Source organism: Amycolatopsis sp. SB7-3 (assembly GCF_041021335.1).
Taxonomy (GTDB): Bacteria; Actinomycetota; Actinomycetes; order Mycobacteriales; family Pseudonocardiaceae; genus Amycolatopsis; species Amycolatopsis japonica.
Genome location: NZ_JBFPJQ010000002.1, coordinates 788,577 through 811,988, shown reverse-complemented (window position 1 = coordinate 811,988; position 23,412 = coordinate 788,577). Strand labels below are relative to the sequence as shown.

Here is a 23,412-nt window from a genome sequence, read left to right as displayed (position 1 = left end):
CGCGAGGGCTAAAGAAGATCGATTTCGATCGAATGGTTGCGCCATTAGGGGTTTCGGCACGGGAAAAGATCGTCACGGAAGGGAGATCTCGGTAGCTTCTGCGCCTGTGGCCAGGGTGGCCGCGGTTGCGCCATCTGGGAGGACCCGAGCGATGACGATGCCCACCGAACCGATCGGCAGTATTCCCCGGCCCGGCTATCTCATCGAGGCGCTCGGTGAGCACGCGGCGGGGCGGCTCGACGCCGACGGGCTCGGCGAATTGCGCGAAAAAGCCCTCGTGGACACCATCAAGCGCCTGGAGGAGACCGGTTCCCCGGTCATCACCGACGGGGAACAGGGCAAGCCGAGCTTCGCCACGTATCCCTTGGCGGGCCTCACTTCGCTGGCGCCGGACGGCGTCGTGATCCCGTTCGCCGACGGGCACACCCGGCAGCTTCCGAGGCTCACCGCCGGGCCGTTCCGTTATCAGGCCTACGCCGACACGTATCTGCGTGAGGCGAAAAAGTATGCGACCAAACCGGTGAAGCAGGCGGTGATCGCGGCTTCGGCGATCAGTCTCGTCTACCCCGGTGAGGAATTGTCGGGATATGACAAAGAACAGTTCATCGCCGACCTGGTGAACGAAGCGGAGGCCGATATCCGCCGCAGTCTCGACGCGGGCGCGGACAGCGTGCAGATCGACTTCACCGAGGGCAGGTTGTCGCTGAAGCTCGATCCGTCGGGCGGCCTGCTCCAGTCCTTTGTGGACCTGAACAACGCGGTGTTGGACCGGTTCTCGGACGAGGAGCGGAAGAAGATCGGCGTGCACACCTGTCCCGGTGGGGACCAGGACTCCGTGCACAGCCTCGACGTCGATTACGCCGGACTGCTGCCGACGCTGTTCCAGCTGAAGGTCGGCAACGTCTACGTCCAGCTCGCCAGTGAGGCGGATCCCGAACGGGCGTTGCGCGTGATCGCCGAGCACGCGGGGCCGGACCAGCGGGTCTTCGTCGGCGTGACCGACCCGATCGACCCGAGGGTCGAAACCGCCGAGGAGGTCCGGGACCGGGTTCTGCAGGCGGCGCGATACCTCCCGCCGGAGCGGCTGGGCACCTGTGACGACTGCGGGTTCTCCCCGTTCGCCGACGACACCTCGACGTCACGGGACATCGCGTTCGCCAAGATCGCCGCCCGCGTCGAAGGGACGCGCCTCGCCGCCGAAGCGCTCTGACGCCGCGTGATGGGCGCCTTCGTCAGTTCTGGACCGCGACCCGGATGCCGAGTCCGACCAGGAAGGTGCCCATCACCGCGTCCATCATGCGCCGGACACGGCCGGAGCTGAAGAACCTCCGCAGCGAACCGACCAGCGTCGCGAGGACGAACGTCCAGACGACGGCCACCGTGGTGGCGAGGACGGCGAGCTGCAGGGTCTGCGCGGTCGAGGCCGAATGCGGGAGGAACTGGGGGATGAGCGCGAGGAAGAACATCGCGACCTTCGGGTTGAGCAGGTTGGTGAGCAGTCCCTGCCGGAACGCCTCCTTGGGCGCGATGACCGGGGCGACCTTGTCCTTGAGTTCGCTGTAGTCGCCGCGGCGTACCGCCAGCCAAGCCTTGACGCCGAGGAAGATCAGGTACGCGGCGCCGATCAGCTTCACCACGGTGAACGCGATCGCCGAAGCGGTGAGGATCGCCGCGACCCCGAGCGCGATCGCGACCACCCAGACGAAGACGCCGAGCGCGATGCCGAGTCCGGCGGAGATGCCGGCCTTGCGCCCGCCGAGGATCGCGCTGCGGGTCACCACCAGGAAATCCGGGCCCGGTGCCATCGCGCCGAGCAGGCAGATCAGGACGAACGAGAGTGCGGTGGCCCCGGAGATCATGCTTCGATGCTATCCGGCTCGTCGATGTCCCTGGCCATCACGGCGCCCGGCACGTCCACGCCGTCGGGCGTCGTCACGGTCACCCGTTCGACCTCGGTGAAGCCGAACGCGAGGTACAGCGGGACGCCGGGCAGCGTCGCCGTGAGGGTGAGCGAGCTGAAGCCCTCGGCCTTCGCCGCGAGACGGCAGGACTCGAGGATCGCGCGCCCGAGCCCGCGCCGGGTCCAGTCGGCGCGGACGAACATGGCGCGCACCCGCGCCGGTTCGGTGGCCGGATCGAGGGGGCGGTCGTCGTCCGCCGCGTCACCCGCGCCGGCGTGCGTTCGGTTGCGCCTGCTCCAACCCCCGCAGGCGACGATCTCGCCGTCGGCCTCGTGGACGAAGTAGGTGCCGTCTTCGATCAACCGCAGATCGAGGCTCGCGATATGTTCGGCCGCGCTCAAGGTCTGCCGCTCGTCGTAGAACCGGGGGAACAACTCCAGCACCGAGGCCCGCATCAGCGCCGAGATGGCGGGCGCGTCGGCGAGGGTGGCCGCCCGCTGCGGTGGCGTGTACGTCGTCATCCCGCGGAAGATAGCCAACGAAGGCGTCGTCGCCTATCGGATAATCCCGTGATGATCACCGACGACGGACGTCAGCTGTGGACCTCGGCGACCGGCCGGGGCGAACCGATCCTGTGCTGTCACGGCGGTCCCGGCCTGTGGGACATGTTCGGCACCCTCGACCTCGGTCCGCGATTCCGGTTGATCCGATGGGATCAGCGCGGTGCCGGGCGTTCGGAAGCACGCGGCCCTTACACACTCGAACGGATGGTCGCCGACGTCGACGCCGTCCGCGAAGGGCATGGCCTCGACCGTGTTCCGGTGCTCGGGCATTCGTGGGGTGCGCACCTCGGTCTCCTGTACGCGCTCGCGCACCCGGAACGAGTGAGCGCGCTCGTTTACGTGTCGGGGGTCGGCCTCGGGCACGAATGGCACGCGGAGTTCCAGCGGAATTTCGAGCGGGTGCTGGGGGAGGAGCTCCGTGGGGAAGGCCGTGAACGCGCGGTACGGCAATGGGCCGCCGATTTCGTCACCGATGGCAAGCGCCATGCCGAAGCGATGGCGACGCCTTGGTTCCCGGTCAACTACGAGGCGAACGCGGCGCTGACCGAGGAGATGCGGACGGTGCCGGAGGCGGAACTCGTCGCGGCCTGCCGGTCGCTGCGGGTGCCGACGCTGATCGTGGACGGGATCGCGGACAACCGGCCCCGGTGGGCCGTCGACTCGCTGGAGCAGGCGCTGCCTTCGGTGACCAGGGTGCGGTTCGACGGGGTCGGGCACGTTCCTTGGCTTGAGGCGCCTGGCGAGTTCCGGGCCGCCGTGACCGATTTCCTCGCCGGCCTCGTGAGTGGTAAGGGCGGTTAGAACCGTCCTTACCACTCACGAGACGCGGGCAATTCCCGTCCTGGTCAGGCCTTGGTGATCGGCTGCTGCAGTTCGGTGACCCACTGGTCCCCGTCGTCCGGGCACTCGAGGTAGAACTCCCGCGCCGGGCCGTTCGCGCGGTAGCCGTGCGCGTCGACCCATTTCGCCAGTGCCTGGTAGCTGGAAAGCACGGTCTCCATCGAGCCGCGGTGCAAAATCGTCGCCGCGGTTTCGACCGCGGCGAGGCGGACGGTCGAGAATCCTTCGGTGCCGTCGGTTTCGGCCGAGATCGGGACGGCGGCGTGGATCAGCACCCGCTCGCCGTCGGCGTCGTCTTCGTAGTAGGCGATGAGCGGTCCGGACGGCGTGATCGGGCCGAGCGCGCCGAACAGGTCCTTGTAGAGCCCTTGCACGACAGGCCCGATCTCCGCGTTCACGTATCCGCCCGCCGTCCCGGTGAGCTCGGCGACGCGCACCGCGGGGAGGCTTTTGACGACGACGTCTTCGGAAGGCATGGTTCCCTCGCTTTCGATCGACCGGAGCCTCGCTTCGACGGCCTTGAGCCGCGCCTCGTCGGCCGCGATGGCCGCTTCGAGTTCCGCACGCCGCAGCCGCAGCATTCCGCGCAACTCTTCGACGCCGATCTCCGCGTCGAGGATCTCCTGCACCTGGGTGAGCGTGAAGCCGAGGTCCTTGAGTGCGATCACCCGGTTGAGCCGGGCCAGCTGGTCGCCGGTGTAGGACCGGTAGCCGCTGAACGGGTCGACGTGGGCGGGCCGCAGCAGCCCGATGGCGTCGTAGTGACGCAGCATCCGGACCGACACCCGGCCGTGCTTGGCGAAGTCTCCGATACTGAACATGGTCCTCCCACCAGACAGCCTGACACGGTGTCACAGTCAACGGTCACCGCACGAGCCGGAAGAACGAACGCACCTCCTCGGTGAACATGCCCGGCTGCTCGAACGCCCCGAAGTGGCCGCCCCGGTCCAGTTCGTTCCAGTACCGGATGTCGGTGAACCGGCGTTCCGCCCACCGGCGCGACGGACGCGGGATCTCGCGCGGGAAGACCGAACAGCCCGTCGGCACGGCGATGGTGTCCACAGTGGATTCGGAGAACCAGCCCGACACCTCGGCGAAACTCTCCCAGTACAGGCGGGCGGACGAGGCGCCGGTGCCGGTCAGCCAGTACAGCGTGATGTCGTCGAGCATCGCGTCCCGGCTCAGCGCGTTCTCCGGATGACCGTCGCAATCGGTCCACGCCTGGAATTTCTCGACGATCCACGCGCACAACGCCACTGGCGAGTCGGCCAGGGCGTAACCGATCGTCTGCGGCCTCGTCGCCTGTTGGATCGCGTAACCCGAACCGTCCGCCTTGGCGCCCTCGAGGTCGTCGAGCGATTTCCGTTCCGACTCCGTCAGGTCGTCGAACGTCGCCGGATCCGGCGCGGCCAGCGGCGGGGTGAGGTGGATTCCCGCCAGCCGTTCCGGCGCCTTCCGCCCCATGAGCGTGGTGATGCTGGTGCCCCAATCGCCGCCCTGGGCGCCGAAGCGCTCGTAGCCCAGGCCGTCCATGAGGTGGATCCACGCGTCGGCGATGCGCTGGATCGACCAGCCGGCGCGGGCGGGTTTGTCGCTGAAGCCGTACCCGGGTAGCGACGGGACGACGACGTGGAAGGCGTCCGCCGCGTCCCCGCCGTGGGCGACCGGATCGGTGAGCGGGCCGAGCACGTCGAGGAACTCGAAGACCGAACCCGGCCAGCCGTGGGTGAGGATCAGCGGCAGCGCGCCGGGATGCGGGGAGCGGACGTGCAGACAGTGGATGCCGAGTCCGTCGATCTCGGCTCGGAACTGGGGGAACGCGTTGAGCCGGGACTCCGCGGCCCGCCAGTCGTACGTATCGGCCCAGTACGAGCACAGCTCGCGCAGGTACGCGGCGGGAACGCCTTGCGACCAGTCGTCGACGGTCTCGTCCTCGGGCCAGCGGGCGCGACGGAGCCGGTCGCGGAGGTCTTCGAGATCGGCCTCCGGGATCCGGGCTCGGAAGGGCGTGGTGTCCATGACGGCCGACGCTAACGAGGGGGTCCGACAGTTCGTGGACTTCCGGCGGGACGAGTAGCCCCGAACGGCCACCTGCCCGCTGCCGGTATACCGCCCGTTGACCTGGACAGGCCAGCGGGCTATTCTCGATATACGAAAGAAAGTTTCCGCAGAGCGAAATTGCAGAGGTTTCGATGGCTGATCTTGCCGGTTCGCGTCACGCACTGCCCTACGTGCTGAACCTGTCGCTCGTCTTCACCGAGTTGCCGCTGCTCGACCGTGCGGAGGCGGCGCGCGCCGCGGGCTTCACCGCGGTCGAGTACTGGTGGCCGTTCGAAACGCCGGAGCCGGCCGCCGCCGAGGTCGACGCGTTCGTGGCGTCGGTCGAGCGGGCGGGTGTCGCGGTGACCGGGCTGAACTTCTTTCCCGGCGACATGGCGGGTGGTGATCGTGGCCTGGTCACCTGGCCCGGTCGCGAGGACGAGTTCGCCCGCGGCATCGCCTCCGCGATCGACCTCGGCGAGCGGCTCGGCTGCCGCCGGTTCAACGCGCTCTACGGCAACCGGATCGACGGCGCGGATCCGGCCGCGCAGGACAAGCTCGGCTTGTCGAATCTGGCGCTCGCGTCGGACGCGGCCGCGCGGATCGGCGCGGAGATCGTCCTCGAGCCGTTGTCGGGAGCGGAGAAGTACCCGCTCAAGACCGCGGACGACGTACTGAAGGTGCTCGACGAACTCGGGCGGGACAACGTGAAGCTGCTGGCCGACCTGTACCACCTGGCGGTCAACGGTGACGACCTCGACACGGTCACGACCGTCCACACCGGACGGATCGGCCATGTGCAGATCGCCGATGCCCCAGGGCGCCACCAGCCGGGGACCGGAACGCTGGACATCGAGGGATACCTGGAAAAGCTGCAGACGGCGGGCTACCGCGGGCAGGTCGGCGTGGAGTACAAACCCGACGGGCCGAGCGCGGATTCGCTGTCGTGGCTGCCTTTCGAACGAAGGGGACTGGCATGACCAAGCTGGGATTCATCGGCCTGGGGATCATGGGCGGGCCGATGGCGGGACATCTCGTCGCCGCCGGCCACGAGGTGAGCGGATTCGACACGAACGCCGACGCGCTCGCGCGGCTGGAGGCCGCGGGCGGCCGGGCCGCGAACGGGGTGACCGACGCCGTGGCGGACGCGGAAGTCGTCATCACCATGCTGCCGAACCACCCGCAGGTCGAGGCGGTCGTGCTGGCGGCGGGCGGGGTGCTGGAATCGGCGAAACCGGGCACGCTGCTGATCGACATGAGCACCATCCGCCCGGAGACCTCCATCGAGGTGGCCGAGCGGGCCGGGGAACGCGAGATCCGGGTGCTCGACGCGCCCGTTTCCGGCGGCCAGGCCGGGGCCGAACAGGCTTCACTGTCCATTATGGTCGGTGGCGAGCCCGACGACTTCGCCGCCGGGCTCCCGATCCTGGAGGCGGTCGGCAAGACGATCGTGCACGTCGGGCCACACGGTGCCGGTCAGGTCGTGAAGGCCGCGAACCAGCTGGTCGTCGGCGGCACGTACGCGCTGATCGCCGAAGCCATCGTGCTGCTCGAAGCCTCGGGTGTGGACGCCGGTGTCGGCCTGGACGTCCTCGCGGGCGGCCTGGCGGGCAGCCGGATCCTCGAACTCAAGCGGAAGTCCATGGTGGCGCGGGAATTCGCGCCGGGCTTCCGGATCGATCTGCACCACAAGGACATGGGCATCGCGCTCGCCGCCGCCAGGCAGGCCGACGTCGCGCTGCCCCTCACCGGGCTGGTCGCCCAGCTCGTCGCCGCCGGACGGGCGATGGGCCACGGCTCGCTCGATCACTCCGCCCTGCTGAAGGTCGTCGAATCGCTGTCCGGCGCGGAAAACAAGGAGTGAGGAATGCCCAGAATCCCCGCCATGCAGGCCGTCGTCGACGTCCTGGTCAGTGAGGGCGTCGACACCGCTTTCGGGTGTCCGGGCGCCGCGATCCTCCCGCTGTACCACGCGATGCAGGACAGCGGCATCGAGCATCTGATCGTGCGCCACGAGGAGGGCGCGACCCATATGGCCGACGGCTGGGCGAGGACCACCGGCAACGTCGGCGTCGCGATCGGCACCTCCGGGCCCGCCGGGACGAACATGATCACCGGCCTTTACACCGCGCAGGCCGACTCGATCCCGATCCTGTGCATCACCGGGCAGGCCGACTCACGGAAGCTGCACACCGAGGCGTTCCAGGCCGTCGACATCGTCGAGATCGCCAAGCCGGTGACCAAATGGGCGGTGCAGGTCAAGGAGGCCGCCCAGCTGCCGTGGGTGTTCCGGGAGGCGTTCCGCATCGCGCGGTCCGGCCGTCCCGGCCCGGTGCTGATCGACCTGCCGATCGACGTCCAGCGGCAGGAGATCGAGTGGGATTCCAGCATCGACTCGCCGCTCCCGGTCATCAGGGCGACGCCGTCCCCGGCCAGGGTCGAGCGGGCGCTGGACCTGCTCCTCGCCGCCGAGCGGCCGCTGATCCTCGCGGGCGGTGGCGTCGTGCTCGGCGACGCGAGCGACCGGCTGCGGACCGCGGCGGAACTACTCGGCGTCCCGGTCGGCGTGACGTTGATGGGCAAGGGGAGTTTCCCCGAGGACCACGAACTGTTCGCCGGCATGGCGGGTATCCAGACCTCGCAGCGCTGGGCGAACGCGGCCTTCCTCGAGGCGGATCTGGTGCTGGCGCTCGGTGCGCGGTTCGGTGACCGGCACACCGGTGACCTCGACGTCTACCGGGGGAACCGGAAGTTCATCCACGTCGACATCGAGCCGACCCAGCTGGGCAAGGTGTTCGGACCGGACCTCGGCATCGTGTCGGATACGGGTGCCTTCCTGGACGCGCTGATCGAGGCGGCGTCGAAGCGTTCCCCGGCGCGGGATCGCGTGTGGCCGCGGCGCATCGGCGAACTCAGGCAGAGCCTGCCGCGGCGCGAGGACTTCGAGGACACGCCGATCAAGGCGCCCCGGGTGTTCAAGGAGATCAACGAGTTCTACGGCGAGGACGCCTACTTCGTCACCGCGATCGGGCTCTACCAGATCTGGTCCGGGCAGTTCCAGCGCGCGCACAAGCCGCGGCACTACCAGGTGTGCGGCCAGGCCGGCCCGCTCGGCTGGGAGATCCCGGCGGCGATCGGCGTCAAGAAGGCGAAACCGGAGGCCGAGGTCGTCGGCGTCGTCGGGGACTACTCGTTCCAGTTCCTGGTCGAGGAGCTGGCGGTGGCCGCGCAGTACGACGTCGGGTTCGTGCTGATCATGCTGAACAACGAGTACCTCGGGCTCATCCGGCAGGCCGAAACCGGCTACGAGATGAACTTCGAGGTCGACATCCACTACGACAAGATCGGCACGGACAACGTGAAGGTCATGGAGGCCTACGGCTGCTCCGGCACTCGCGTCACCGAGCCGGGCGAGATCCGGGCTTCGCTGGAGTGGGCGCGCAAGGAGGCCGAGCGGACCTCGCGGCCGGTGCTGGTGGAGATCATGATCGAACGCGAAGGGAACGCCGCGATGGGCAAGGCGCTCGACAGCGTCGTCGAGTTCGAGCCGATCGCGGGCTGAACGACGGTGTCCCGGCGGCTCGTCCGCCGGGACACCGTCGTGCGGTCAGGCCTTGCCCTGGTCGTTGCTCAGCCACTTCTCCGGCCGGACACGGACCAGTACGGAGTTGTCGCTGAGCGCGCCGTCGACGTACTTCGTGCCCTCGTCCTCCGGCAGGTAGCGCTGCGCGATCTTCAGCGCCTGCTCCCTGGTCGGCGGCGTGTCGTTCGCGATGACCGGACCCTCGGCCGTCACGTATTTGTACGGCAGCGTCTCCGACTGCGCGACCAGGCTCAGCCTGCCCGCCTTCTTGATCGCCTTGTCCTTGACCGAACCGCCGTCCATCCAGATCAGCAGTTCGCCGCCGGGCTCGTAGTCGTACCAGACCGGCACGGCCAGCGGGGCCCGCCCTTCCCGCTCCACGGCCAGGACCCCGATGTGGACCTCGCTCAGAAAGGCTTCGCGTTCCTCGGCGGTCATGACGAAAGACGACATCCGTGTCTCGCTTCTCTCGTAGGTGGGCTACGAGAAGCGACAACGCGGTCCGACTTCAGGGCATTCCGGGCTACGGAGCCGGGCGATCGCCGAGTCCGTGAAGGCCTCCTTGAGGGACTCTGGGTCCCTCAAGGAGGCCTTCACGGACCGGGCCTGGCATCAAGCCGCAGTCGGAAGCCGCGTTACGGCGTGGGCGAGGTGCTGCTGGTCGGGGACGTCTCACCGGTGTTCCCCGCCGGGGTCGAGGACGGCGCCGCGGAGGACGTGCTGGTCGGCGAAGGCGTCGTCGAGGACGGAGGGGTGCTCGAAGGCGGTGTGGAGGAAGGTGGGGTCGACGAGGGAGGCGTCGACGAAGGCGGTGTGCTGGTCGGCTTCGAGGGCGAAGAGCTGCTCGGCGGCGTGCTGCTGCTCGGCGGGACGGACGTGCCGGGCAACGGGGTCGGCCCCGGCGTGGTCGTGCCGGGCGGGGGAGTGCCGGGCAGGGTCGGCACCGGGACCTGGCCGTCGGGCGTACCGGCGGCGACGTCCTGGGAGTCGGGCGCGCCGACGGGGACCTGGCTGTCCGGCATCGTCGCGACACCACCGCGGTAGGCGACCGCCCAGCGGATCACGGTGTCCACATAGGACAGAGAGTGGTTGTAGCGGTACACGGCCACGCGCTGGGTCTGCTCCGACGTCAGGTCGACCCCGCCGGAGCAGAGGTAGCGGCCCGAGCCGAGCGTCGCGTCGTAGATGTTGTTCGGGTTCGACTCGCCGTCGCCGTTGCCGTCGGAGGCGTAGCCCTTCCACGTGGACGGGATGAACTGCGTCGGGCCGACGGCGCGGTCCCAGACCGTGTCACCGTCGTACTTGCCGCCGTCGGTGTCCGGGATGGCCGCGAACGGCCCGGCGCCGTTGAGCTGCGGGCCGAGGATCGGCTCCAGCGTGTTGCCCTTGGCGTCCACGTAACCACCGCGCGCGTGGTTCGATTCGATCCGGCCGATGCTGGCGATCAGTGCCCAGTCGATGTGGCAGCCGGGCAGTTCCTTCGCGAGGATGTCGGCGGCGTTCTTGTACGCCTTCATCATGCTGGCGGGGATGCCGAGCGCGCCCGACGGCGCGAACGCGCCGCCGATGTTGCCGGAATGCCCGGGGACGGTCAGCGGATCCGGGGTGGGCGGCTCGGGGAGGCTGCCGTCGACGGCGATCTCCGGGACCGCGCCCGCCGGCGGCTGCCAGGCCGCGGCCTGGTTCTGCGGCACGGGCGGCTTCGGTGCGGCGATCGGGGCGTCGGGGCCCGCGGACGCGGTGACCGCGGGCAGCACGGCGAGCGCGCCGCCGGCGAGCGCGAAGGCCGTCCGGTGCCGGGCGGACAACTTGTCCGTCTGTCGAGGGCGGTGCTTCGGCATGTTCTCTCCCGCAAGGTCGACTCCGCGCAAAACTATCCGATAGAGCCGGTTTTCGGGGACGACGCAACGAAAAACCCGCGATCCTGTCGAGTTTTCGTCCTGGCGGCACAAGACCTTCGTAGTGAAGTTGTCAATTTCACGCTGAGTTCACCGAATCGTCAGCAGAATCCGCGGCCGCCGCGTGGAGTGGTCTGAACCGCGTGCAAAGAGACCTTTGCACAATCTCCTTTGCACGGCTACCTTGGTGTCATGACCGGTCCGCCGCCACCCGAAGAGATCGCCGACGCCGCCGTGCTGAAGGCGGTGATGCACCCGTTGCGCCGCCGCATCATGGAGGCGTTGGGCCGCGGCCCCGCGACGGCGACGAAGCTGGCCAAGGAGCTGGGGGAGAGTTCGGGCGCGACCAGCTATCACCTGCGGGAACTGGCGAAATACGACTTCGTCGACGAGGCGCCGGAGCTCGCGCACGGCAAGGAGCGCTGGTGGCGCGCCCGCCAACGCGACATCCGCTGGCCGCGGCACAGCGAGCAGAACGACGAGATGCGCGCCGTGTTCGACGAGGCGCAGCGGGCGGCGTTCACCGAAGACCTCGAACAGCTGGCGACCTTCCTAGAGCGTCGCGGTGAGCTGGGCGAATGGGGTGACGCGCTGGTGTTCTCGCGCGGCTCGGTCTACGTGAACCTCGAAGAGCTCAAGGAGTTCTTCGACGAATACCTGGAGCTGTTACGCCGCTATTGGCGGCCGGAGCCGGGCCCGGACGCGCGGAAGGTGCTCGTGCGATGGACGGCGTTCCCGGACGCGGACGGGGAGGTGCGGGAAGGGAACTGAAAAACCGGTGGGAGAGCGGCCACTCGACCACCGGAATCGCGTCACCACGCCGGACGGCGTGTCTTCACGAACAACTCCACACACAAAGGGGGAGCAGCATGCTGCTCTGGAAGAGAATCGCGGCCGTGTGCGCCGCGGCGAGCCTGCTCGCGGCGGGGACCGCGGCGGCCGCGCAACCGCCGGATGGGCGATCCCGGTCGGACGCCACCATCCGCTACACCGAATACGGCATCCCGCATATCGTCGCGAACGACTGGGCGAGCCTGGGCTTCGGGCAGGGATTCGCCGCGGCCAAGGACAACATCTGCGCGATCGCGGACGTCGCGGTCACGACGCGGGCCGAGCGTTCCCGCTGGCTCGGACCGGACGCGCCACCGACGAGCGGGGTGAGCCAGGCGAGCACGAATCTCGCGAGCGACCTGTACTTCCAAGGTCTCAACGAGAGCGGCGCCGTCGAGCGGCTCCTGTCGGCGCCCGCGCCGCGCGGGCCGTACCGCGAGGTCCGAGAACTGATCCGCGGTTACGTCGAGGGGGTCAACAAGTACCTGCGCACCGGCGAGATCACCGATCCGGCCTGCCGGGGCGCGGGCTGGCTGAAGCCGCTCACCGAACTCGACGTCCACCGGCACGCCCACGCGATCGGCATGATCTTCGGCCAGGGCGGCGTCGCCGACTCGATCACCGCGTCGCTGCCGGGGGCCCCGCCCGCGGGACGCGGTACCGAACAGATGCTCGGGGAGACCGGAATCGGCAGCAACGCGATCTCGATCGGCTCCGCCGCGTCGGCGAACGGACGTGGTGTCTCGCTGGCCAACCCGCATCTGCCGTGGCAGCTGAGCGGGACCAGGCTTTGGCAGTCGCAGGTGACGTTGCCCGGCAAGCTCGACGTCAGCGGTGCGGGCATCCCCGGGATTCCGCTGATGTGGCTGGGGCACAACGAAACCGCGGCCTGGAGCGGAACCGCCACCGATACCACGCGCACGTACACGCTGTTCGAGCTCAAGCTCGTGCCCGGCTCGCCGACGACGTATCTGGTCGACGGGAAGCCCGAGCGGATGCGCCGTTCCGACGTGAGTGTGCTGTCGCGTAAGGCGGACGGCAGCCTGGAGAGGGTCGTGCGTCCACAGTGGACGACCAGGTACGGCCCGGTGACGACCCGGCTCGGGCAGCGCGAGCTGCCGTGGACGGCGTCGAGCGCGTTCGCCATCGCGGACGCCAACGCCACGAACCTCGGCATGACGAACGCGATGTTCTCGATCGCCCGCGCCAGGACGGCGGGGGAGATGATCGGCGCGGTCCGCGAGACCCAAGGGTTGCCGTGGATGAACATCCTCGCCACCGACGACCGGGGCCGGGTGGAGTTCAGCCAGATCCACGGGGTTCCGCACGTCACCGACGAGAAGGCTGCGCGCTGCAACACACCGCTGGGCAAGGAACTGTTCGACGCCAACGGGGTCGCGGTGCTCGACGGCTCCAAGACGGCGTGCGCCTGGGGCCGAGACCGGGACGCGCTGCGGCCGGGTACTTTCGGGCCGTCCAGCCTGCCGAGCCTGAGCCGGTCGGACTACGTGGCGAACTCGAACGACAGCTCTTGGCTGGTCAACCCCGCCGAGCCGAAGACCGGTCACCCCAGGATCGTGGGCCCGGTCCGTTACGAGCAGAACATGCGGACGCGCGCCGGTCTCGTCGAGATCGCCGACCAGCTGAAGAAGGGCGGCTTCACGGGGCAAGCGATGCGGGAGCTGATGTTCTCGAACCGGGACCACGCCGCCGAACTCGTGCGCGCCGACGTCGCCGCGATGTGCCGCACGATGCCGGGGCTGGACGACGCTTGCGCGGCGCTGGCGGGCTGGGACGGTCGTTCGGACGCCGGCAGCCGGGGCGCGTTGCTCTTCGACCGGTTCTGGGCCGCGGTGGACCGGATGGGGCCGGAGATCTGGAAGAACCCGTTCGACGTCAAGGATCCGGTCCACACGCCGAACACGCTCGACACGGCGAACGCGGCGATCCGCAAGGCGCTCTCCGACGTCGTTTCGGAGCTGCGGGCGGCGAAGATCCCGCTCGACGCGCCGTACGGTGACAACCACTACGTCGTCCGCGACGGCCGGAAGATCCCGCTGGGTGGCGGAACCGCGGGGCGCGGGGTCTACAACACCGTCGGCGGGCCTTGGGATCCGGCCCGCGGGTACACCGAGTTCACGCACGGCGGGACGTATCTGCACGTCGTGGCGTTCAACGGGACCGGATGCCCGGACACGACGACGTTGATGACCTACTCGCAGTCCGCGAACCCGAAGTCGGCGCATCACAGCGACCAGACGGAGCTGTACTCGCGCAAGCAGTGGGTCACCGAACGGTACTGCGAGAAGGACATCCTCGCGTCGCCGTCGCTCGAGGTGGTCCGGGTGAGCAGGCGATGATCGCGGCCATGCTCGCGGCCGTCGTGGCGGTCTCGTCACCGCTGCCCGCGGCGGCGCCGGACGGCGAAGTCTCGTTCACCAGCCACGGGGTCACCCTGAGGGGAACGGTGGTCGCACCGGAGGGCGGCGGTCCGGCGCCGGGCATCGTCATGGTGCACGGGTCCGGCGAACACGACCGGGACGATTACCGTGCCGAGGCGGAAGCCTTCGCCAAGGCGGGAATCGCGACCCTGATCTACGACAAGCGGACCGAGGGCTATTCGCTGTTCGAGCGGGACTACTCGGTCTTGGCCGACGACGCGCTCGCCGCCGTGCAGGCCCTGCGCTCGCGTCCCGGCGTGGATCCGTCCCGCGTCGGGGTGTGGGGCTTGAGCGAAGGGGGCTGGGTCGCGCCCTTGGCTGCGTCGAAGTCGAAGGACGTCGCGTTCGCGGTCACCGTCGGCGCCAACGGGGTCTCGCCCGATCGTCAGCAGGCGTGGGCGCTCGAGACCTATCTACGGCGGGGCGGGGTCACCGGCTCGATGGTGGACATGGTGGCTTCGACGAACATGCGGACCCTCTCGGGTGCGGGTGCCTTCCCGGAGGCCGGGTACGACCCGGTGCCGGTGCTGGAGAAGGTGCGGCAGCCGGTGCTCGGCCTGTGGGGTGAACTGGACCGGCTCACCCCGCCCGGCGAGGCCGTCCGGATCTTCCGGGAAACGCTGGACCGGTCGGGGAACCGGCAGTACACGCTGAAGGTGTTCCCCCAGGCCCAGCACGGGCTCCGGCGGACCACCGACGGTTTCGACAAGCTCGACGGTTTCGCGCCCGGTTACCTCGAACTCGTGGCGAATTGGGTGAACGGGACAAAGGGCGGGCCGTCGGCCGACCCGCCTCCGGTCCAGGCGAGCCAGAGCGTCGCCCTCGCACCGCTCGCCTGGTACGAGACGCCGTGGGTGCAGATCGGGGTCTGGGCGCTGGCTTTGCTCGCGTTCGCGGCCTATCCGGTGACGGCGTTGTTCCGTCGCCGGGAAAGCGTTCCGCTCGCCGGGCCCGCACGCTGGCTCGCGTCGACCGGGACGCTCGCCACGGCGGGGTTCCTCGCCTATTACATCGCCCTGTCGACGGGGGCGGCGATGGCGCCGGGTCCGGTCCTTTTCGGACGGACGTTGCCCTGGCTCGCGTTGCAGCTGATCGCGGTCGGTGTCGTCGCCGCCGGTGCGGTGACCGCGGTTTCGTGGTGGCGCGGCAAGGAACGCGGGGGAGTCCGGGTCGGCCTGCTGCTGGCGGGCGCGGCGTTGTTCGTCCCGTGGGCCGTCCACTGGGGACTGTTGGTGCCGTGAAATGAGCCTGGGTGCCGGGCGGCCACCCGGCACCCAGGCGTACGGAAGCCGCGTCACCACGCCCGAGGGCGTGTCTTCACGAACGGACCTCCGGGTCAGAAGATACTCAGGACTTCGGGGTGACGGCGAACCGGCGCAGTTCCAGTGCCGGGTTCTTGGCGCGTACCTCGGAGATCCGCTCGGCCGAGACCTCGCCGGTCGCCGTCCCCGTGCGTTCGCCGAGCGAGGCGACGACCACGCCCATCGGGTCGACGATCATGCTGTGCCCCGAACCGGCGGGCGCGGCCTGTCCCGCCGCGACGAGGTAGATCGTGTTCTCGATCGCCCTGGCCCGGACCAGCGTGGTCCAGTGGTCCTCCTTGAGCGGTCCGGGCATCCACTCCGCGGGCAGGAGCACCGCGTCCGCGCCGGCGTCGACCAGGCGGCGGGTGACCTCCGGGAACCTGAGGTCGTAGCAGGTCTGGAGGCCGAAGGTGATCCCGTCGACCTCCAACGTCTCCGGCGCTTCGATGTCGCCGGGCCGGACCAGCTCCGATTCGCGGAAACCGAAGGCGTCGTAAAGGTGCAGCTTGCGGTAGAGCGCGGCGATGGCCCCGTCGGGACCGGCCGCGACGAGGGTGTTCGAGATCCGCTCGCCGCCGGGGAGCGCCTCGTTGATGCCCGCGACGACGGTGATCTGCCGGTCTTTCGCCAGTCCGCGCAGTTCGGTGACGAACGGGCCGTCGAGTTCCTCGGCCGAGGTCACGAATTCCCGGCTCATCGTCGGTACGGTGAACAACGAGTACTCGGGCAGTACGACCACTCGCGCCCCGCGATCGGCCGCTTCGCCGACGAGGGCGGCGACGCGGGCGAGGTTGGCCTCTTTGTCGTTGCCGGGCGCGAACTGCGCCACCGCGACGTGCACCATGGGACCCCTTCCGATAGGTGGAACTCTTGTATACATGATGGATACTTGGCTGGTCCAGGTGTAGGCTCAGTCGCGGAAAGTGACGGCATAGAGGGGGAACGAGATGACTGTGACCGCCGAAGGGGGCGGCCCGGCGCGTGAGCGGGTCTACACGTGGCTACGCGACGGAATCATCTCGGGTGAGCTGGAAGGCGGCCGCTTCCTCGACGAGATGTGGGTTTCCGGCGTCGTCGGCGTGTCGAGGACGCCGGTGCGCGAGGCGTTCCACCGGCTGGCCGCTGAGCGGTTCATCAGCCTGTTGCCGCGCAAGGGCGCGCAGGTGCGCACCGTCACCGCCAGGGAGCTCGAAGAGGTCTACCAGAGCAGGCGCCTGATCGAAGGGCACGCCATCGCGACGCTCTGCGCGAACCGCGCGGGGGCGCCGGCCGAACTGCCGGAACTCATCGAGGCGATGGCGAACTCCGGCGCCGAACGCGACTGGTTCGCCGTCTCGGGCTTCGACCGCCGCTTCCACCGCGCCATCGTGAACGCCGCGGGCAACACCGTCCTGACCGAGCTGTACGACACCCTGCGTTCGCGGCAACAACGCGTCACGGTCCGCGCGCTGGAGGCGCGGCCGGAACGGCTGACCGTGATCAACGAGGAACACCGGGCGCTCGTCGCCGCCCTGAACGACCACGATGCCAAGGAAGCGTCGCGGTTGCTGGAAGAGCATCTGCGCCCGGTGTCCGAAGTGATGTCGGTGCTGCCTCAGGAAGGCTGACCCGGCTGGTCGTGCGTCGAGCAGTGGATCCCGCCGCCGCCCGAGGCGATGGTCGGGATCTTCACCGGCACGATCTCGCGGCCGGGGAAGTGCTCGCGCAAGACCTGCTGGGCACGCTCGTCCGCCTCGGCGTCGCCGAACTTCGGCACGAAGACCGACTTGTTCGCGACGTAGAAGTTGGCGTACGAGATCACGCTGTCTTCGCCGTACCCCTCGACCTTGTCCGGATCCGGCTGGACGAGGTCGACCACCTTGAAGGGTTTGCCGTCGGCGTCGGTGGCGCTCGCGAGTACCGACCTCGCCTGATCGGCCGCGCGGGACCACGAATCGGGCGGGGTACCGGGCGCAGCCTTGTCCAGGAGGACGACGCCGGGCGCGGTGAACCGGGCCAGGCAATCGACGTGCGCGTCGGTGATGTCCTCGCCGCGTACACCGGCGAACCAGATGACCTTCCGGACGCCGAGCAGTTTCTTCAGTTCGTCTTCGATCTCCTGGCGGGTCCTTCCCTTGTTGCGGTTGTCGTTGACGAGTGAGCTTTCGGTGACCATCAACGTGCCGGCCCCGTCGGTCTCGAACGAGCCGCCCTCGGCGGTGATCCAGGTTTCCGTGCGGGCCAGGCCGTATTTGCCCAGCACGGACCTCGCGACGGCGTTGTCCTTGTCGTGCGGCTTCTGTTTGCCGCCCCAGCCGTTGAAGTTGAAATCGACCCCGGCGACCTTGCCGCCCTCCTCGACGAACACCGGGACGGTGTCGCGTGCCCACAGGTCGTCGACCGGGATCGGGACGACCTCGACGGTGTCCCCGCAAGCCTGCTGAGCGGCGTCGGCGTGCTCGGGCCGGGCGAGGAGCACCACCGGTTCGTAGTCGGCGATCGCCTTGGCCAGACCGGCGATCTCCTCGCGGACGGCGGGCAGATCCTCCGCCCAGATGGACTTCGACGCGGGCCACGACAGGTAGGTGCGCGCGTGACTCTCCCATTCGGCGCCCAGCCTGCGAGCCGCCGCGGCGGCGGGCTCGGGCGAGCCGGCCGCCGGAGCGGGCGCGGCCGGATTCTCCGAACATCCCGCGCTCCCGACGGCGACCGCGCCGACCGCTGTCAGGGCGCGCAGGATCGTGCGACGGGGAAGGGACGAATCGAACACTCTGCACTCCTTGGTCGGACCGGTGTGGACACGATAGCATCCTGACTGAAAATTCAGTCAGGATGAAACCGCTAGGGTGATCACCCGTGGTCGAACGTCAGCAGAAGATCTTGGAAGCGGCCGTGCGGGTGATCGCGCGCAGCGGTGTGCGGGGCCTGCGGGTCGAGAAGATCGCGGCCGAGGCCGGGATCTCGACGTCGCTGATCTACTACCACTTCACCAACCGCGCCGGGCTGCTGCGCAAGACGCTGGAATTCGTCAGTGACCGCGCCGCGGCGTACACCGAAGAGGCCGCGGCCGAGGCGGCGGATCCCCGGGCCGAGCTCGAACTCCTGCTGTTCGGGGAACTTCAGGACACACAGGCGGTGCGGGAGAACAGCACCGCCTGGGGCGAGTTGCGGGCCAGTGCCGTGTTCACCCCGGAACTGCGCGAACCGCTGGCCGAGTCGACCCGGATCTGGGTGGACGAGGTCGCCGAAGTGATCCGGAGTGTCGACGGCGCCGGCGTCCGGGCCGAGGACGCCGCCGAACGGCTCACCGGCCTGGTCGAAGGGCTCAGCGAGCGATGGCTTTCTGGTTCGATGGAGCTGGACCGGGCGCGGGAGCTCCTGCGGGGCGCGATCGCGCTGGAACTGGACAGGGCGGGGACCTGATGGGACTCGAGAAGATCGTCGGTGTCATGCGTGACAACCTCACCGTCCGGCGTGTCTACGGCGAACCGGTGGAGAAGGACGGCGTCGTGATCATCCCGGCCGCGAGTGTCATCGGCGGTGGCGGCGGCGGGCACGGCAGCGAGCAGGGCAAGGAAGGTGAGGGCGGCGGGTTCATCCTCGCCGCGCGTCCAGTCGGGGCCTATGTGGTCAAGGGCGGTGACGTGCGCTGGGTGCCTTCGGTGGACGTGACCTTCCTCGGCGCGGTGTTCGCGGTCATGGTCGCCGCGATCCACCGGTCATCCCGGCGAGGATCAGCTCGATCCCGGTGAGGAACTGCTCCCGGTCGTCGTGCTCGCGGACCTCGTCGGCGATGGACCGGAGGAAGGGGAATTCGGCGGGGTCGAGGTCTTCCCACGCGTTCGCCGCGGCACGGAGGAATTCGGCGCGGTCCACCCCGGGCCCGAGCACCCGGGAGTTCGCCGCGTTCTGGCCCGCGGCGCCGAAGACGTAGTGCACCAGCGCCGAGGTTGCCGTGAACCAGGTGGTTTCGGGGATGCCCAGCGCGCTGACCCGCTGTCCGATGGCTTCGAAGATCCGCGGCGTCACCGAGCCCCGAGGGCTGCGGGAAAGCTGGAGGGCGAGTTGCGGGGAAAGCCAAGGGTGGCGCTCGATGGCCTCGAACAGACTCAGGCCGATGGCCCGGATCTCGTCCTGGGGTGAGCGTCCGGCGTCGACGGTCAGGGCGGCGGCGATGACGGACGCGGTCGCGGCGTCGAGCAGCGCGCCTTTGTTCGGCACGTGCCAGTAGATCGCCCCGGGACCGGTGGCGAGGCGCTCGGTCAACGTCCGGAAGGTGAGCCCGCGTTCGCCGTCCGCGTCGAGCAGTTCGACGGCCGCTTCGACGATGCGCTCGCGGGACAAAGCCTCCGCGCGGGTCCGTGGTGCCATGCCGTTCATCCTGGCAGAGCGCGGATCGGTGACTTTCGGGCTAGTTTCCCCGTATGGCGAAAAGCTCGGCGGTGGAGATCGAGGTCGGCGACCGGACGGTGCGCGTCTCGAACCCGGATCGTGTCTATTTCCCGGCGCGGGGCGAGACGAAGCTCGACCTCGTCGAGTACTACCTCGCGGTCGGCGACGGGATCGTGCGGGCGCTGCGGGAACGGCCGTGCATGCTGCACCGGTTCCCGTCCGGGGTCTCGGGCGACAAGGTCCACCAGAAACGGGTCCCGAACGGTGCCCCCGACTGGTTGCAGACCGTCCGCGTCGACTTCCCGTCCGGCAGGCACGCCTACGAACTGTGCGTCACCCATCCCGCCGACGTGATCTGGGCGGTGCAGATGTCGACCGTGGAGTTCCATCCGTGGAACTCCCGCCGCGCCGACACCGAACGCCCCGACGAGTGGCGGATCGACCTCGACCCCATGCCCGACTGCCCGTTCTCCACCGTGCGGAAGGTCGCCGGCACCGTCCGCGAGATCCTGGACGAACTCGGCATCACCGGCTTCCCGAAGACCTCCGGCGGACACGGCATGCACGTCTACGTCCGGATCGAACCGCGGTGGGGTTTCCAGGAGGTGCGCCGGGCGGCACTCGCCTTCGCGCACGAGGTCGAGCGGCGGATGCCCGACGAGGTCACCACGACCTGGTGGCGCAAGGACCGCGACCCCTCGAAACTGTTCGTGGACTACAACCAGAACGCCCGCGACCACACCATCGCGAGCGCGTACTCGGTCCGCGGCGTGCCCGAGGCCGTCGTCTCGACCCCGATCCGCTGGGACGAGGTGGACGACGTCGAACCCCGCGACTTCACGATCGCCACCGTGCCCGCGCGCTTCGCCGAACTCGGCGACCTGCACGCGGGCATCGACGACACGGCGTACTCGCTCGACACCCTGCTCGAATGGGCCGATCGCGACGGTCTCGATACCGAGGGCGAGTGACCCCCTTCCCGCATTTAGAGGACTAAATGCGGGAAGGCGTGGGCCTTGCCCGGTGGCTTTCGCAACGCCAGCTGCTGCCGTCTCCCGCGAAACCCGCGACCATCACCTCGGCGCCGACTCGGAGTGTCGCGAAAGCCACTTTCGAGACATCTAGCGTCCCGAAAGTGGCTTTCGCGACGCGTGCGATCCCGTGCCTCTTCCCGCATTTAGAGGACTAAATGCGGGAAGAGGGAGGGCGTCACTTGCCGACGTAGGCCGCCAGGTGTTCACCGGTGAGCGTCGAAGCGCTCGCGACGAGATCGGACGGCGTGCCCTCGAAGACGATCTTGCCGCCGTCGTGGCCGGCGCCGGGGCCGAGGTCGATGATCCAGTCGGCGTGCGCCATGACCGCCTGGTGGTGCTCGATCACGATCACCGACTTGCCCGCGTCGACGAGCCGGTCCAGCAGGCCGAGCAGGTTCTCGACGTCGGCGAGGTGCAGACCGGTGGTCGGCTCGTCGAGGATGTAGACGCCGCCCTTGTCGCCCATGTGCGTCGCGAGCTTCAACCGCTGCCGCTCGCCGCCGGAAAGCGTGGTGAGCGGCTGGCCGAGGCTGAGGTAGCCGAGCCCGACGTCGTCGAGCCTGCTGAGGATCGCGTGCGCGGCGGGGATACGCCCTTCGCCCTCGCCGAAGAACTTCACGGCCTCGGACACCGGCATCTCCAGTGCCTCGCTGATGTTCTTGCCGCCGAAGGTGTACTCCAGGACCGAAGCCTGGAACCGCTTGCCTTCGCATTCCTCGCAGGTGGTCGCGGTGCCCGCCATGATGCCGAGGTCGGTGTAGATGACTCCCGCGCCGTTGCAGGTCGGGCAGGCGCCCTCGGAGTTGGCGCTGAACAGCGCCGGCTTCACGCCGTTGGCCTTGGCGAACGCCTTGCGGATGGGTTCGAGCAGCCCGGTGTAGGTGGCGGGGTTGCTCCGCCGCGAGCCGCGGATGGGGGTCTGGTCGACCGAGACCACGCCCTCGTCGGCCGGGATCGATCCGTGGAGCAGGGAGCTCTTGCCGGAGCCCGCGACGCCGGTGACGACGCACAGGACGCCCAGCGGGACGTCGACGTCCACATTCCGGAGGTTGTGCCGGTTCGCGCCGCGGATCTCCAGTTTGCCGGTGGGCTTGCGGACGCTGTCCTTGAGCGACGCCCGGTCGTCGAGGTGCCTGCCGGTGCTCGTGTCGCTGGCGCGCAGACCGTCGACGGTGCCCTCGAAGCAGATCGTCCCGCCCGCGGTGCCCGCCCCCGGCCCGAGGTCCACGACGTGGTCGGCGATGGCGATGGTCTCCGGCTTGTGCTCGACGACCAGTACCGTGTTGCCCTTGTCCCGCAACTGCTGGAGCAGGTTGTTCATCCGCTGGATGTCGTGCGGGTGCAGCCCGATGGTGGGCTCGTCGAACACGTAGGTGACGTCGGTGAGCGAAGACCCGAGGTGCCGGATCATCTTCGTACGCTGCGCCTCGCCACCCGAAAGCGTGCCGGAGGGCCGGTCGAGGGAGAGGTAGCCGAGTCCGATGTCGACGAAGGAGTCGAGCGTGTGCTGGAGCTTCTCCAGCAGCGGCGCCACCGACGGCTCCTTGAGCTTGCGGACCCAGTCGGCCAGGTCGCTGATCTGCATCCGGCAGGCGTCGGCGATGTTGATCCGCTTGATCTTCGACGACCGCGCGAGCTCGCTCAGCCTGCTCCCGTCGCATTCCGGGCAGACCGCGAAGGTGACCGCCCGGTCCACGAACGTGCGGATATGCGGCTGCATCGCCTCGCGGTCCTTGGACAGGAACGACTTCTGGATCGTGGGGATCAGCCCCGAATAGGTGAGGTTGATGCCGTCGATCTTGAGTTTGACCGGCTCCTTGTAGAGCAGATCGTCCAGCTGCCGCTTGGTGTACTTCTTGATCGGCTTGTCCGGGTCGAAGAAACCGCAGCCGCGCAGGATGCGGCCGTACCAGCCCTCCATGGAGAAACCGGGGATCGTCAGCGCGCCCTCGTTGAGCGATTTGGTGTCGTCGTACAGCGCGGTGAGGTCGATGTCGTTGACCTTGCCCCGGCCTTCGCACCGGGCGCACATCCCGCCGGTGATGCTGAACTCGCGGCGTTCCTTGGTGGTCCGGCCGCTCTTCTCGACGGTCACGGCACCCGCGCCGGAGATCGAGGCGACGTTGAACGAGAACGCCTGCGGCGAACCGATGTGCGGTTTCCCGATCCGGCTGAAGAGGATGCGGAGCATCGCGTACGCGTCGGTGGCGGTGCCGACCGTGGAACGGGGGTCGGAGCCCATCCGCTGCTGGTCGACGATGATCGCGGTGGTCAGGCCGTCGAGCACGTCGACCTCGGGCCGGGCCAGCGTCGGCATGAAGCCCTGCACGAAGGTGCTGTACGTCTCGTTGATCAGCCGCTGCGACTCGGCCGCGATCGTGTCGAAGACCAGGGAGCTCTTGCCCGATCCGGAGACGCCGGTGAACACCGTCAGCCGTCGCTTCGGCAGCTCGACGGCGACGTTCTTGAGGTTGTTCTCGTTCGCCCCCACGACGCGGATCAGGTCGTGACTGTCGGCGGGGTGTTCCTCGGTCGCCTGCGGCCGGGAGGTCTTGCGCATCGTTTCTCCATCCTCATGGGGGCCGCGTGACGTTCCGTCAGCCTCA

General features: G+C 68.9%; 22 protein-coding genes. 12 read left to right on the top strand and 10 right to left on the bottom strand.

Annotated elements, in window-relative coordinates:
* Positions 1-151 precede the first annotated feature (151 nt).
* The gene (locus AB8M46_RS21940) at positions 152-1,210 is read left to right on the top strand and encodes a cobalamin-independent methionine synthase II family protein (protein WP_125735869.1); all 1,059 of its coding nucleotides are present in this window, start codon (positions 152-154) and stop codon (positions 1,208-1,210) included.
* A 22-nt stretch (positions 1,211-1,232) separates the two neighbouring features.
* Here the strand turns inward: AB8M46_RS21940 and AB8M46_RS21935 are convergent, their stop codons facing one another.
* Together AB8M46_RS21935 and AB8M46_RS21930 are read right to left on the bottom strand one after the other, a co-directional pair.
* Positions 1,233-1,859 (bottom strand): LysE family translocator, encoded by a 627-nt coding sequence (locus AB8M46_RS21935; RefSeq protein WP_037338861.1) that lies wholly within the window; start codon positions 1,857-1,859, stop codon positions 1,233-1,235.
* Positions 1,856-2,422 (bottom strand): GNAT family N-acetyltransferase, encoded by a 567-nt coding sequence (locus AB8M46_RS21930; protein WP_037338858.1) that lies wholly within the window; start codon positions 2,420-2,422, stop codon positions 1,856-1,858. The genes AB8M46_RS21935 and AB8M46_RS21930 overlap by 4 nt, the downstream gene beginning before the upstream one ends.
* Before the next feature lie 51 nt (positions 2,423-2,473).
* On the opposite strand from AB8M46_RS21930, the gene AB8M46_RS21925 reads away from it, so the two are divergent.
* Positions 2,474-3,265, top strand: coding sequence for an alpha/beta fold hydrolase (locus AB8M46_RS21925; protein WP_394361380.1), 792 nt, complete (start codon positions 2,474-2,476; stop codon positions 3,263-3,265).
* 44 nt (positions 3,266-3,309) lie between these two features.
* Here AB8M46_RS21925 and AB8M46_RS21920 read toward each other — a convergent pair whose 3' ends face one another.
* Both AB8M46_RS21920 and AB8M46_RS21915 read right to left on the bottom strand, forming a co-directional pair.
* A complete protein-coding gene (locus tag AB8M46_RS21920; protein ID WP_394361379.1) occupies positions 3,310-4,125 on the bottom strand; it encodes a MerR family transcriptional regulator in 816 nt (271 codons plus the stop codon).
* Positions 4,126-4,168: 43 nt separating this feature from the next.
* Complete coding sequence (locus AB8M46_RS21915; protein WP_394361378.1) at positions 4,169-5,323, bottom strand: epoxide hydrolase family protein; 1,155 nt, start codon at positions 5,321-5,323, stop codon at positions 4,169-4,171.
* Positions 5,324-5,496: 173 nt separating this feature from the next.
* On the opposite strand from AB8M46_RS21915, the gene AB8M46_RS21910 reads away from it, so the two are divergent.
* The 3 genes from AB8M46_RS21910 to gcl are packed head-to-tail and all read left to right on the top strand — an operon-like array spanning position 5,497 to position 8,906.
* Entirely contained in the window at positions 5,497-6,324 is an 828-nt protein-coding gene (locus AB8M46_RS21910; protein WP_378426451.1) for a hydroxypyruvate isomerase family protein, read from the top strand.
* On the top strand, positions 6,321-7,208 hold the full coding sequence (locus AB8M46_RS21905) for a 2-hydroxy-3-oxopropionate reductase (RefSeq protein WP_394361377.1): 888 nt from the start codon (positions 6,321-6,323) through the stop codon (positions 7,206-7,208). Before AB8M46_RS21910 ends, AB8M46_RS21905 begins: the two co-directional genes overlap by 4 nt.
* 3 nt (positions 7,209-7,211) lie before the next feature.
* Entirely contained in the window at positions 7,212-8,906 is a 1,695-nt protein-coding gene (gene gcl, locus AB8M46_RS21900; RefSeq protein WP_378426455.1) for a glyoxylate carboligase, read from the top strand.
* A gap of 45 nt (positions 8,907-8,951) precedes the next feature.
* On the opposite strand, the gene AB8M46_RS21895 is transcribed toward gcl, so the two are convergent.
* The gene (locus AB8M46_RS21895; protein ID WP_037338837.1) at positions 8,952-9,380 is read right to left on the bottom strand and encodes a pyridoxamine 5'-phosphate oxidase family protein; all 429 of its coding nucleotides are present in this window, start codon (positions 9,378-9,380) and stop codon (positions 8,952-8,954) included.
* Positions 9,381-9,562: 182 nt separating this feature from the next.
* Positions 9,563-10,768 carry a lytic transglycosylase domain-containing protein gene (locus tag AB8M46_RS21890; protein WP_394361376.1) on the bottom strand — a complete coding sequence of 402 codons (1,206 nt, stop codon included), beginning with the start codon at positions 10,766-10,768 and terminating at the stop codon, positions 9,563-9,565.
* A gap of 249 nt (positions 10,769-11,017) precedes the next feature.
* Here AB8M46_RS21890 and AB8M46_RS21885 point away from each other — a divergent pair, with 249 nt between their 5' ends.
* The 3 genes from AB8M46_RS21885 (at position 11,018) to AB8M46_RS21875 (ending at position 15,338) form a co-directional block, all read left to right on the top strand.
* A complete protein-coding gene (locus AB8M46_RS21885; protein WP_037338831.1) occupies positions 11,018-11,596 on the top strand; it encodes a helix-turn-helix transcriptional regulator in 579 nt (192 codons plus the stop codon).
* A 98-nt stretch (positions 11,597-11,694) separates the two neighbouring features.
* Positions 11,695-14,016 (top strand): penicillin acylase family protein, encoded by a 2,322-nt coding sequence (locus AB8M46_RS21880; protein ID WP_394361375.1) that lies wholly within the window; start codon positions 11,695-11,697, stop codon positions 14,014-14,016.
* Entirely contained in the window at positions 14,013-15,338 is a 1,326-nt protein-coding gene (locus AB8M46_RS21875; RefSeq protein ID WP_394361374.1) for an alpha/beta hydrolase family protein, read from the top strand. Before AB8M46_RS21880 ends, AB8M46_RS21875 begins: the two co-directional genes overlap by 4 nt.
* Positions 15,339-15,444: 106 nt before the next feature.
* Here the strand turns inward: AB8M46_RS21875 and AB8M46_RS21870 are convergent, their stop codons facing one another.
* The gene (locus tag AB8M46_RS21870; protein ID WP_037338825.1) at positions 15,445-16,245 is read right to left on the bottom strand and encodes a carbon-nitrogen hydrolase family protein; all 801 of its coding nucleotides are present in this window, start codon (positions 16,243-16,245) and stop codon (positions 15,445-15,447) included.
* A 103-nt stretch (positions 16,246-16,348) separates the two neighbouring features.
* On the opposite strand from AB8M46_RS21870, the gene AB8M46_RS21865 reads away from it, so the two are divergent.
* On the top strand, positions 16,349-17,008 hold the full coding sequence (locus AB8M46_RS21865; protein ID WP_198941635.1) for a GntR family transcriptional regulator: 660 nt from the start codon (positions 16,349-16,351) through the stop codon (positions 17,006-17,008).
* Here the strand turns inward: AB8M46_RS21865 and AB8M46_RS21860 are convergent.
* Positions 16,996-18,150 carry an agmatine/peptidylarginine deiminase gene (locus AB8M46_RS21860; protein WP_394361373.1) on the bottom strand — a complete coding sequence of 385 codons (1,155 nt, stop codon included), beginning with the start codon at positions 18,148-18,150 and terminating at the stop codon, positions 16,996-16,998. The two genes, AB8M46_RS21865 and AB8M46_RS21860, sit on opposite strands and share 13 nt — an antisense overlap.
* An 86-nt stretch (positions 18,151-18,236) precedes the next feature.
* On the opposite strand from AB8M46_RS21860, the gene AB8M46_RS21855 reads away from it, so the two are divergent.
* Together AB8M46_RS21855 and AB8M46_RS21850 are read left to right on the top strand one after the other, a co-directional pair.
* Positions 18,237-18,803 carry a TetR/AcrR family transcriptional regulator gene (locus tag AB8M46_RS21855; RefSeq protein WP_125735855.1) on the top strand — a complete coding sequence of 189 codons (567 nt, stop codon included), beginning with the start codon at positions 18,237-18,239 and terminating at the stop codon, positions 18,801-18,803.
* Positions 18,803-19,132: a sporulation protein gene (locus AB8M46_RS21850; RefSeq protein WP_037338814.1), complete on the top strand. Its 330-nt coding sequence runs from the start codon at positions 18,803-18,805 to the stop codon at positions 19,130-19,132. Before AB8M46_RS21855 ends, AB8M46_RS21850 begins: the two co-directional genes overlap by 1 nt.
* Here AB8M46_RS21850 and AB8M46_RS21845 read toward each other — a convergent pair.
* Positions 19,077-19,751 carry a TetR/AcrR family transcriptional regulator gene (locus tag AB8M46_RS21845; protein WP_037338812.1) on the bottom strand — a complete coding sequence of 225 codons (675 nt, stop codon included), beginning with the start codon at positions 19,749-19,751 and terminating at the stop codon, positions 19,077-19,079. The two genes, AB8M46_RS21850 and AB8M46_RS21845, sit on opposite strands and share 56 nt — an antisense overlap.
* Positions 19,752-19,804: 53 nt before the next feature.
* Here AB8M46_RS21845 and ligD point away from each other — a divergent pair, with 53 nt between their 5' ends.
* Complete coding sequence (gene ligD, locus AB8M46_RS21840) at positions 19,805-20,743, top strand: non-homologous end-joining DNA ligase (RefSeq protein ID WP_200882709.1); 939 nt, start codon at positions 19,805-19,807, stop codon at positions 20,741-20,743.
* A gap of 238 nt (positions 20,744-20,981) precedes the next feature.
* Here the strand turns inward: ligD and AB8M46_RS21835 are convergent, their stop codons facing one another.
* The gene (locus AB8M46_RS21835) at positions 20,982-23,366 is read right to left on the bottom strand and encodes an ATP-binding cassette domain-containing protein (protein WP_394361372.1); all 2,385 of its coding nucleotides are present in this window, start codon (positions 23,364-23,366) and stop codon (positions 20,982-20,984) included.
* Positions 23,367-23,412 lie beyond the last annotated feature (46 nt).

Coding starts and splice junctions, on each gene's coding strand:
- AB8M46_RS21870 (WP_037338825.1), bottom strand. CDS start 16,245: ATGGTGCACGTCGCGGTGGCGCAGTTCGCGCCCGGCAACGACAAAGAG.
- AB8M46_RS21845 (WP_037338812.1), bottom strand. CDS start 19,751: ATGGCACCACGGACCCGCGCGGAGGCTTTGTCCCGCGAGCGCATCGTC.
- AB8M46_RS21910 (WP_378426451.1), top strand. CDS start 5,497: ATGGCTGATCTTGCCGGTTCGCGTCACGCACTGCCCTACGTGCTGAAC.
- AB8M46_RS21935 (WP_037338861.1), bottom strand. CDS start 1,859: ATGATCTCCGGGGCCACCGCACTCTCGTTCGTCCTGATCTGCCTGCTC.
- AB8M46_RS21890 (WP_394361376.1), bottom strand. CDS start 10,768: ATGCCGAAGCACCGCCCTCGACAGACGGACAAGTTGTCCGCCCGGCAC.
- AB8M46_RS21920 (WP_394361379.1), bottom strand. CDS start 4,125: ATGTTCAGTATCGGAGACTTCGCCAAGCACGGCCGGGTGTCGGTCCGG.
- AB8M46_RS21885 (WP_037338831.1), top strand. CDS start 11,018: ATGACCGGTCCGCCGCCACCCGAAGAGATCGCCGACGCCGCCGTGCTG.
- ligD (WP_200882709.1), top strand. CDS start 19,805: ATGGCGAAAAGCTCGGCGGTGGAGATCGAGGTCGGCGACCGGACGGTG.
- AB8M46_RS21875 (WP_394361374.1), top strand. CDS start 14,013: ATGATCGCGGCCATGCTCGCGGCCGTCGTGGCGGTCTCGTCACCGCTG.
- AB8M46_RS21905 (WP_394361377.1), top strand. CDS start 6,321: ATGACCAAGCTGGGATTCATCGGCCTGGGGATCATGGGCGGGCCGATG.
- AB8M46_RS21895 (WP_037338837.1), bottom strand. CDS start 9,380: ATGTCGTCTTTCGTCATGACCGCCGAGGAACGCGAAGCCTTTCTGAGC.
- AB8M46_RS21925 (WP_394361380.1), top strand. CDS start 2,474: ATGATCACCGACGACGGACGTCAGCTGTGGACCTCGGCGACCGGCCGG.
- AB8M46_RS21865 (WP_198941635.1), top strand. CDS start 16,349: ATGACTGTGACCGCCGAAGGGGGCGGCCCGGCGCGTGAGCGGGTCTAC.
- AB8M46_RS21835 (WP_394361372.1), bottom strand. CDS start 23,366: ATGCGCAAGACCTCCCGGCCGCAGGCGACCGAGGAACACCCCGCCGAC.
- AB8M46_RS21930 (WP_037338858.1), bottom strand. CDS start 2,422: ATGACGACGTACACGCCACCGCAGCGGGCGGCCACCCTCGCCGACGCG.
- gcl (WP_378426455.1), top strand. CDS start 7,212: ATGCCCAGAATCCCCGCCATGCAGGCCGTCGTCGACGTCCTGGTCAGT.
- AB8M46_RS21940 (WP_125735869.1), top strand. CDS start 152: ATGACGATGCCCACCGAACCGATCGGCAGTATTCCCCGGCCCGGCTAT.
- AB8M46_RS21880 (WP_394361375.1), top strand. CDS start 11,695: ATGCTGCTCTGGAAGAGAATCGCGGCCGTGTGCGCCGCGGCGAGCCTG.
- AB8M46_RS21850 (WP_037338814.1), top strand. CDS start 18,803: ATGGGACTCGAGAAGATCGTCGGTGTCATGCGTGACAACCTCACCGTC.
- AB8M46_RS21915 (WP_394361378.1), bottom strand. CDS start 5,323: ATGGACACCACGCCCTTCCGAGCCCGGATCCCGGAGGCCGATCTCGAA.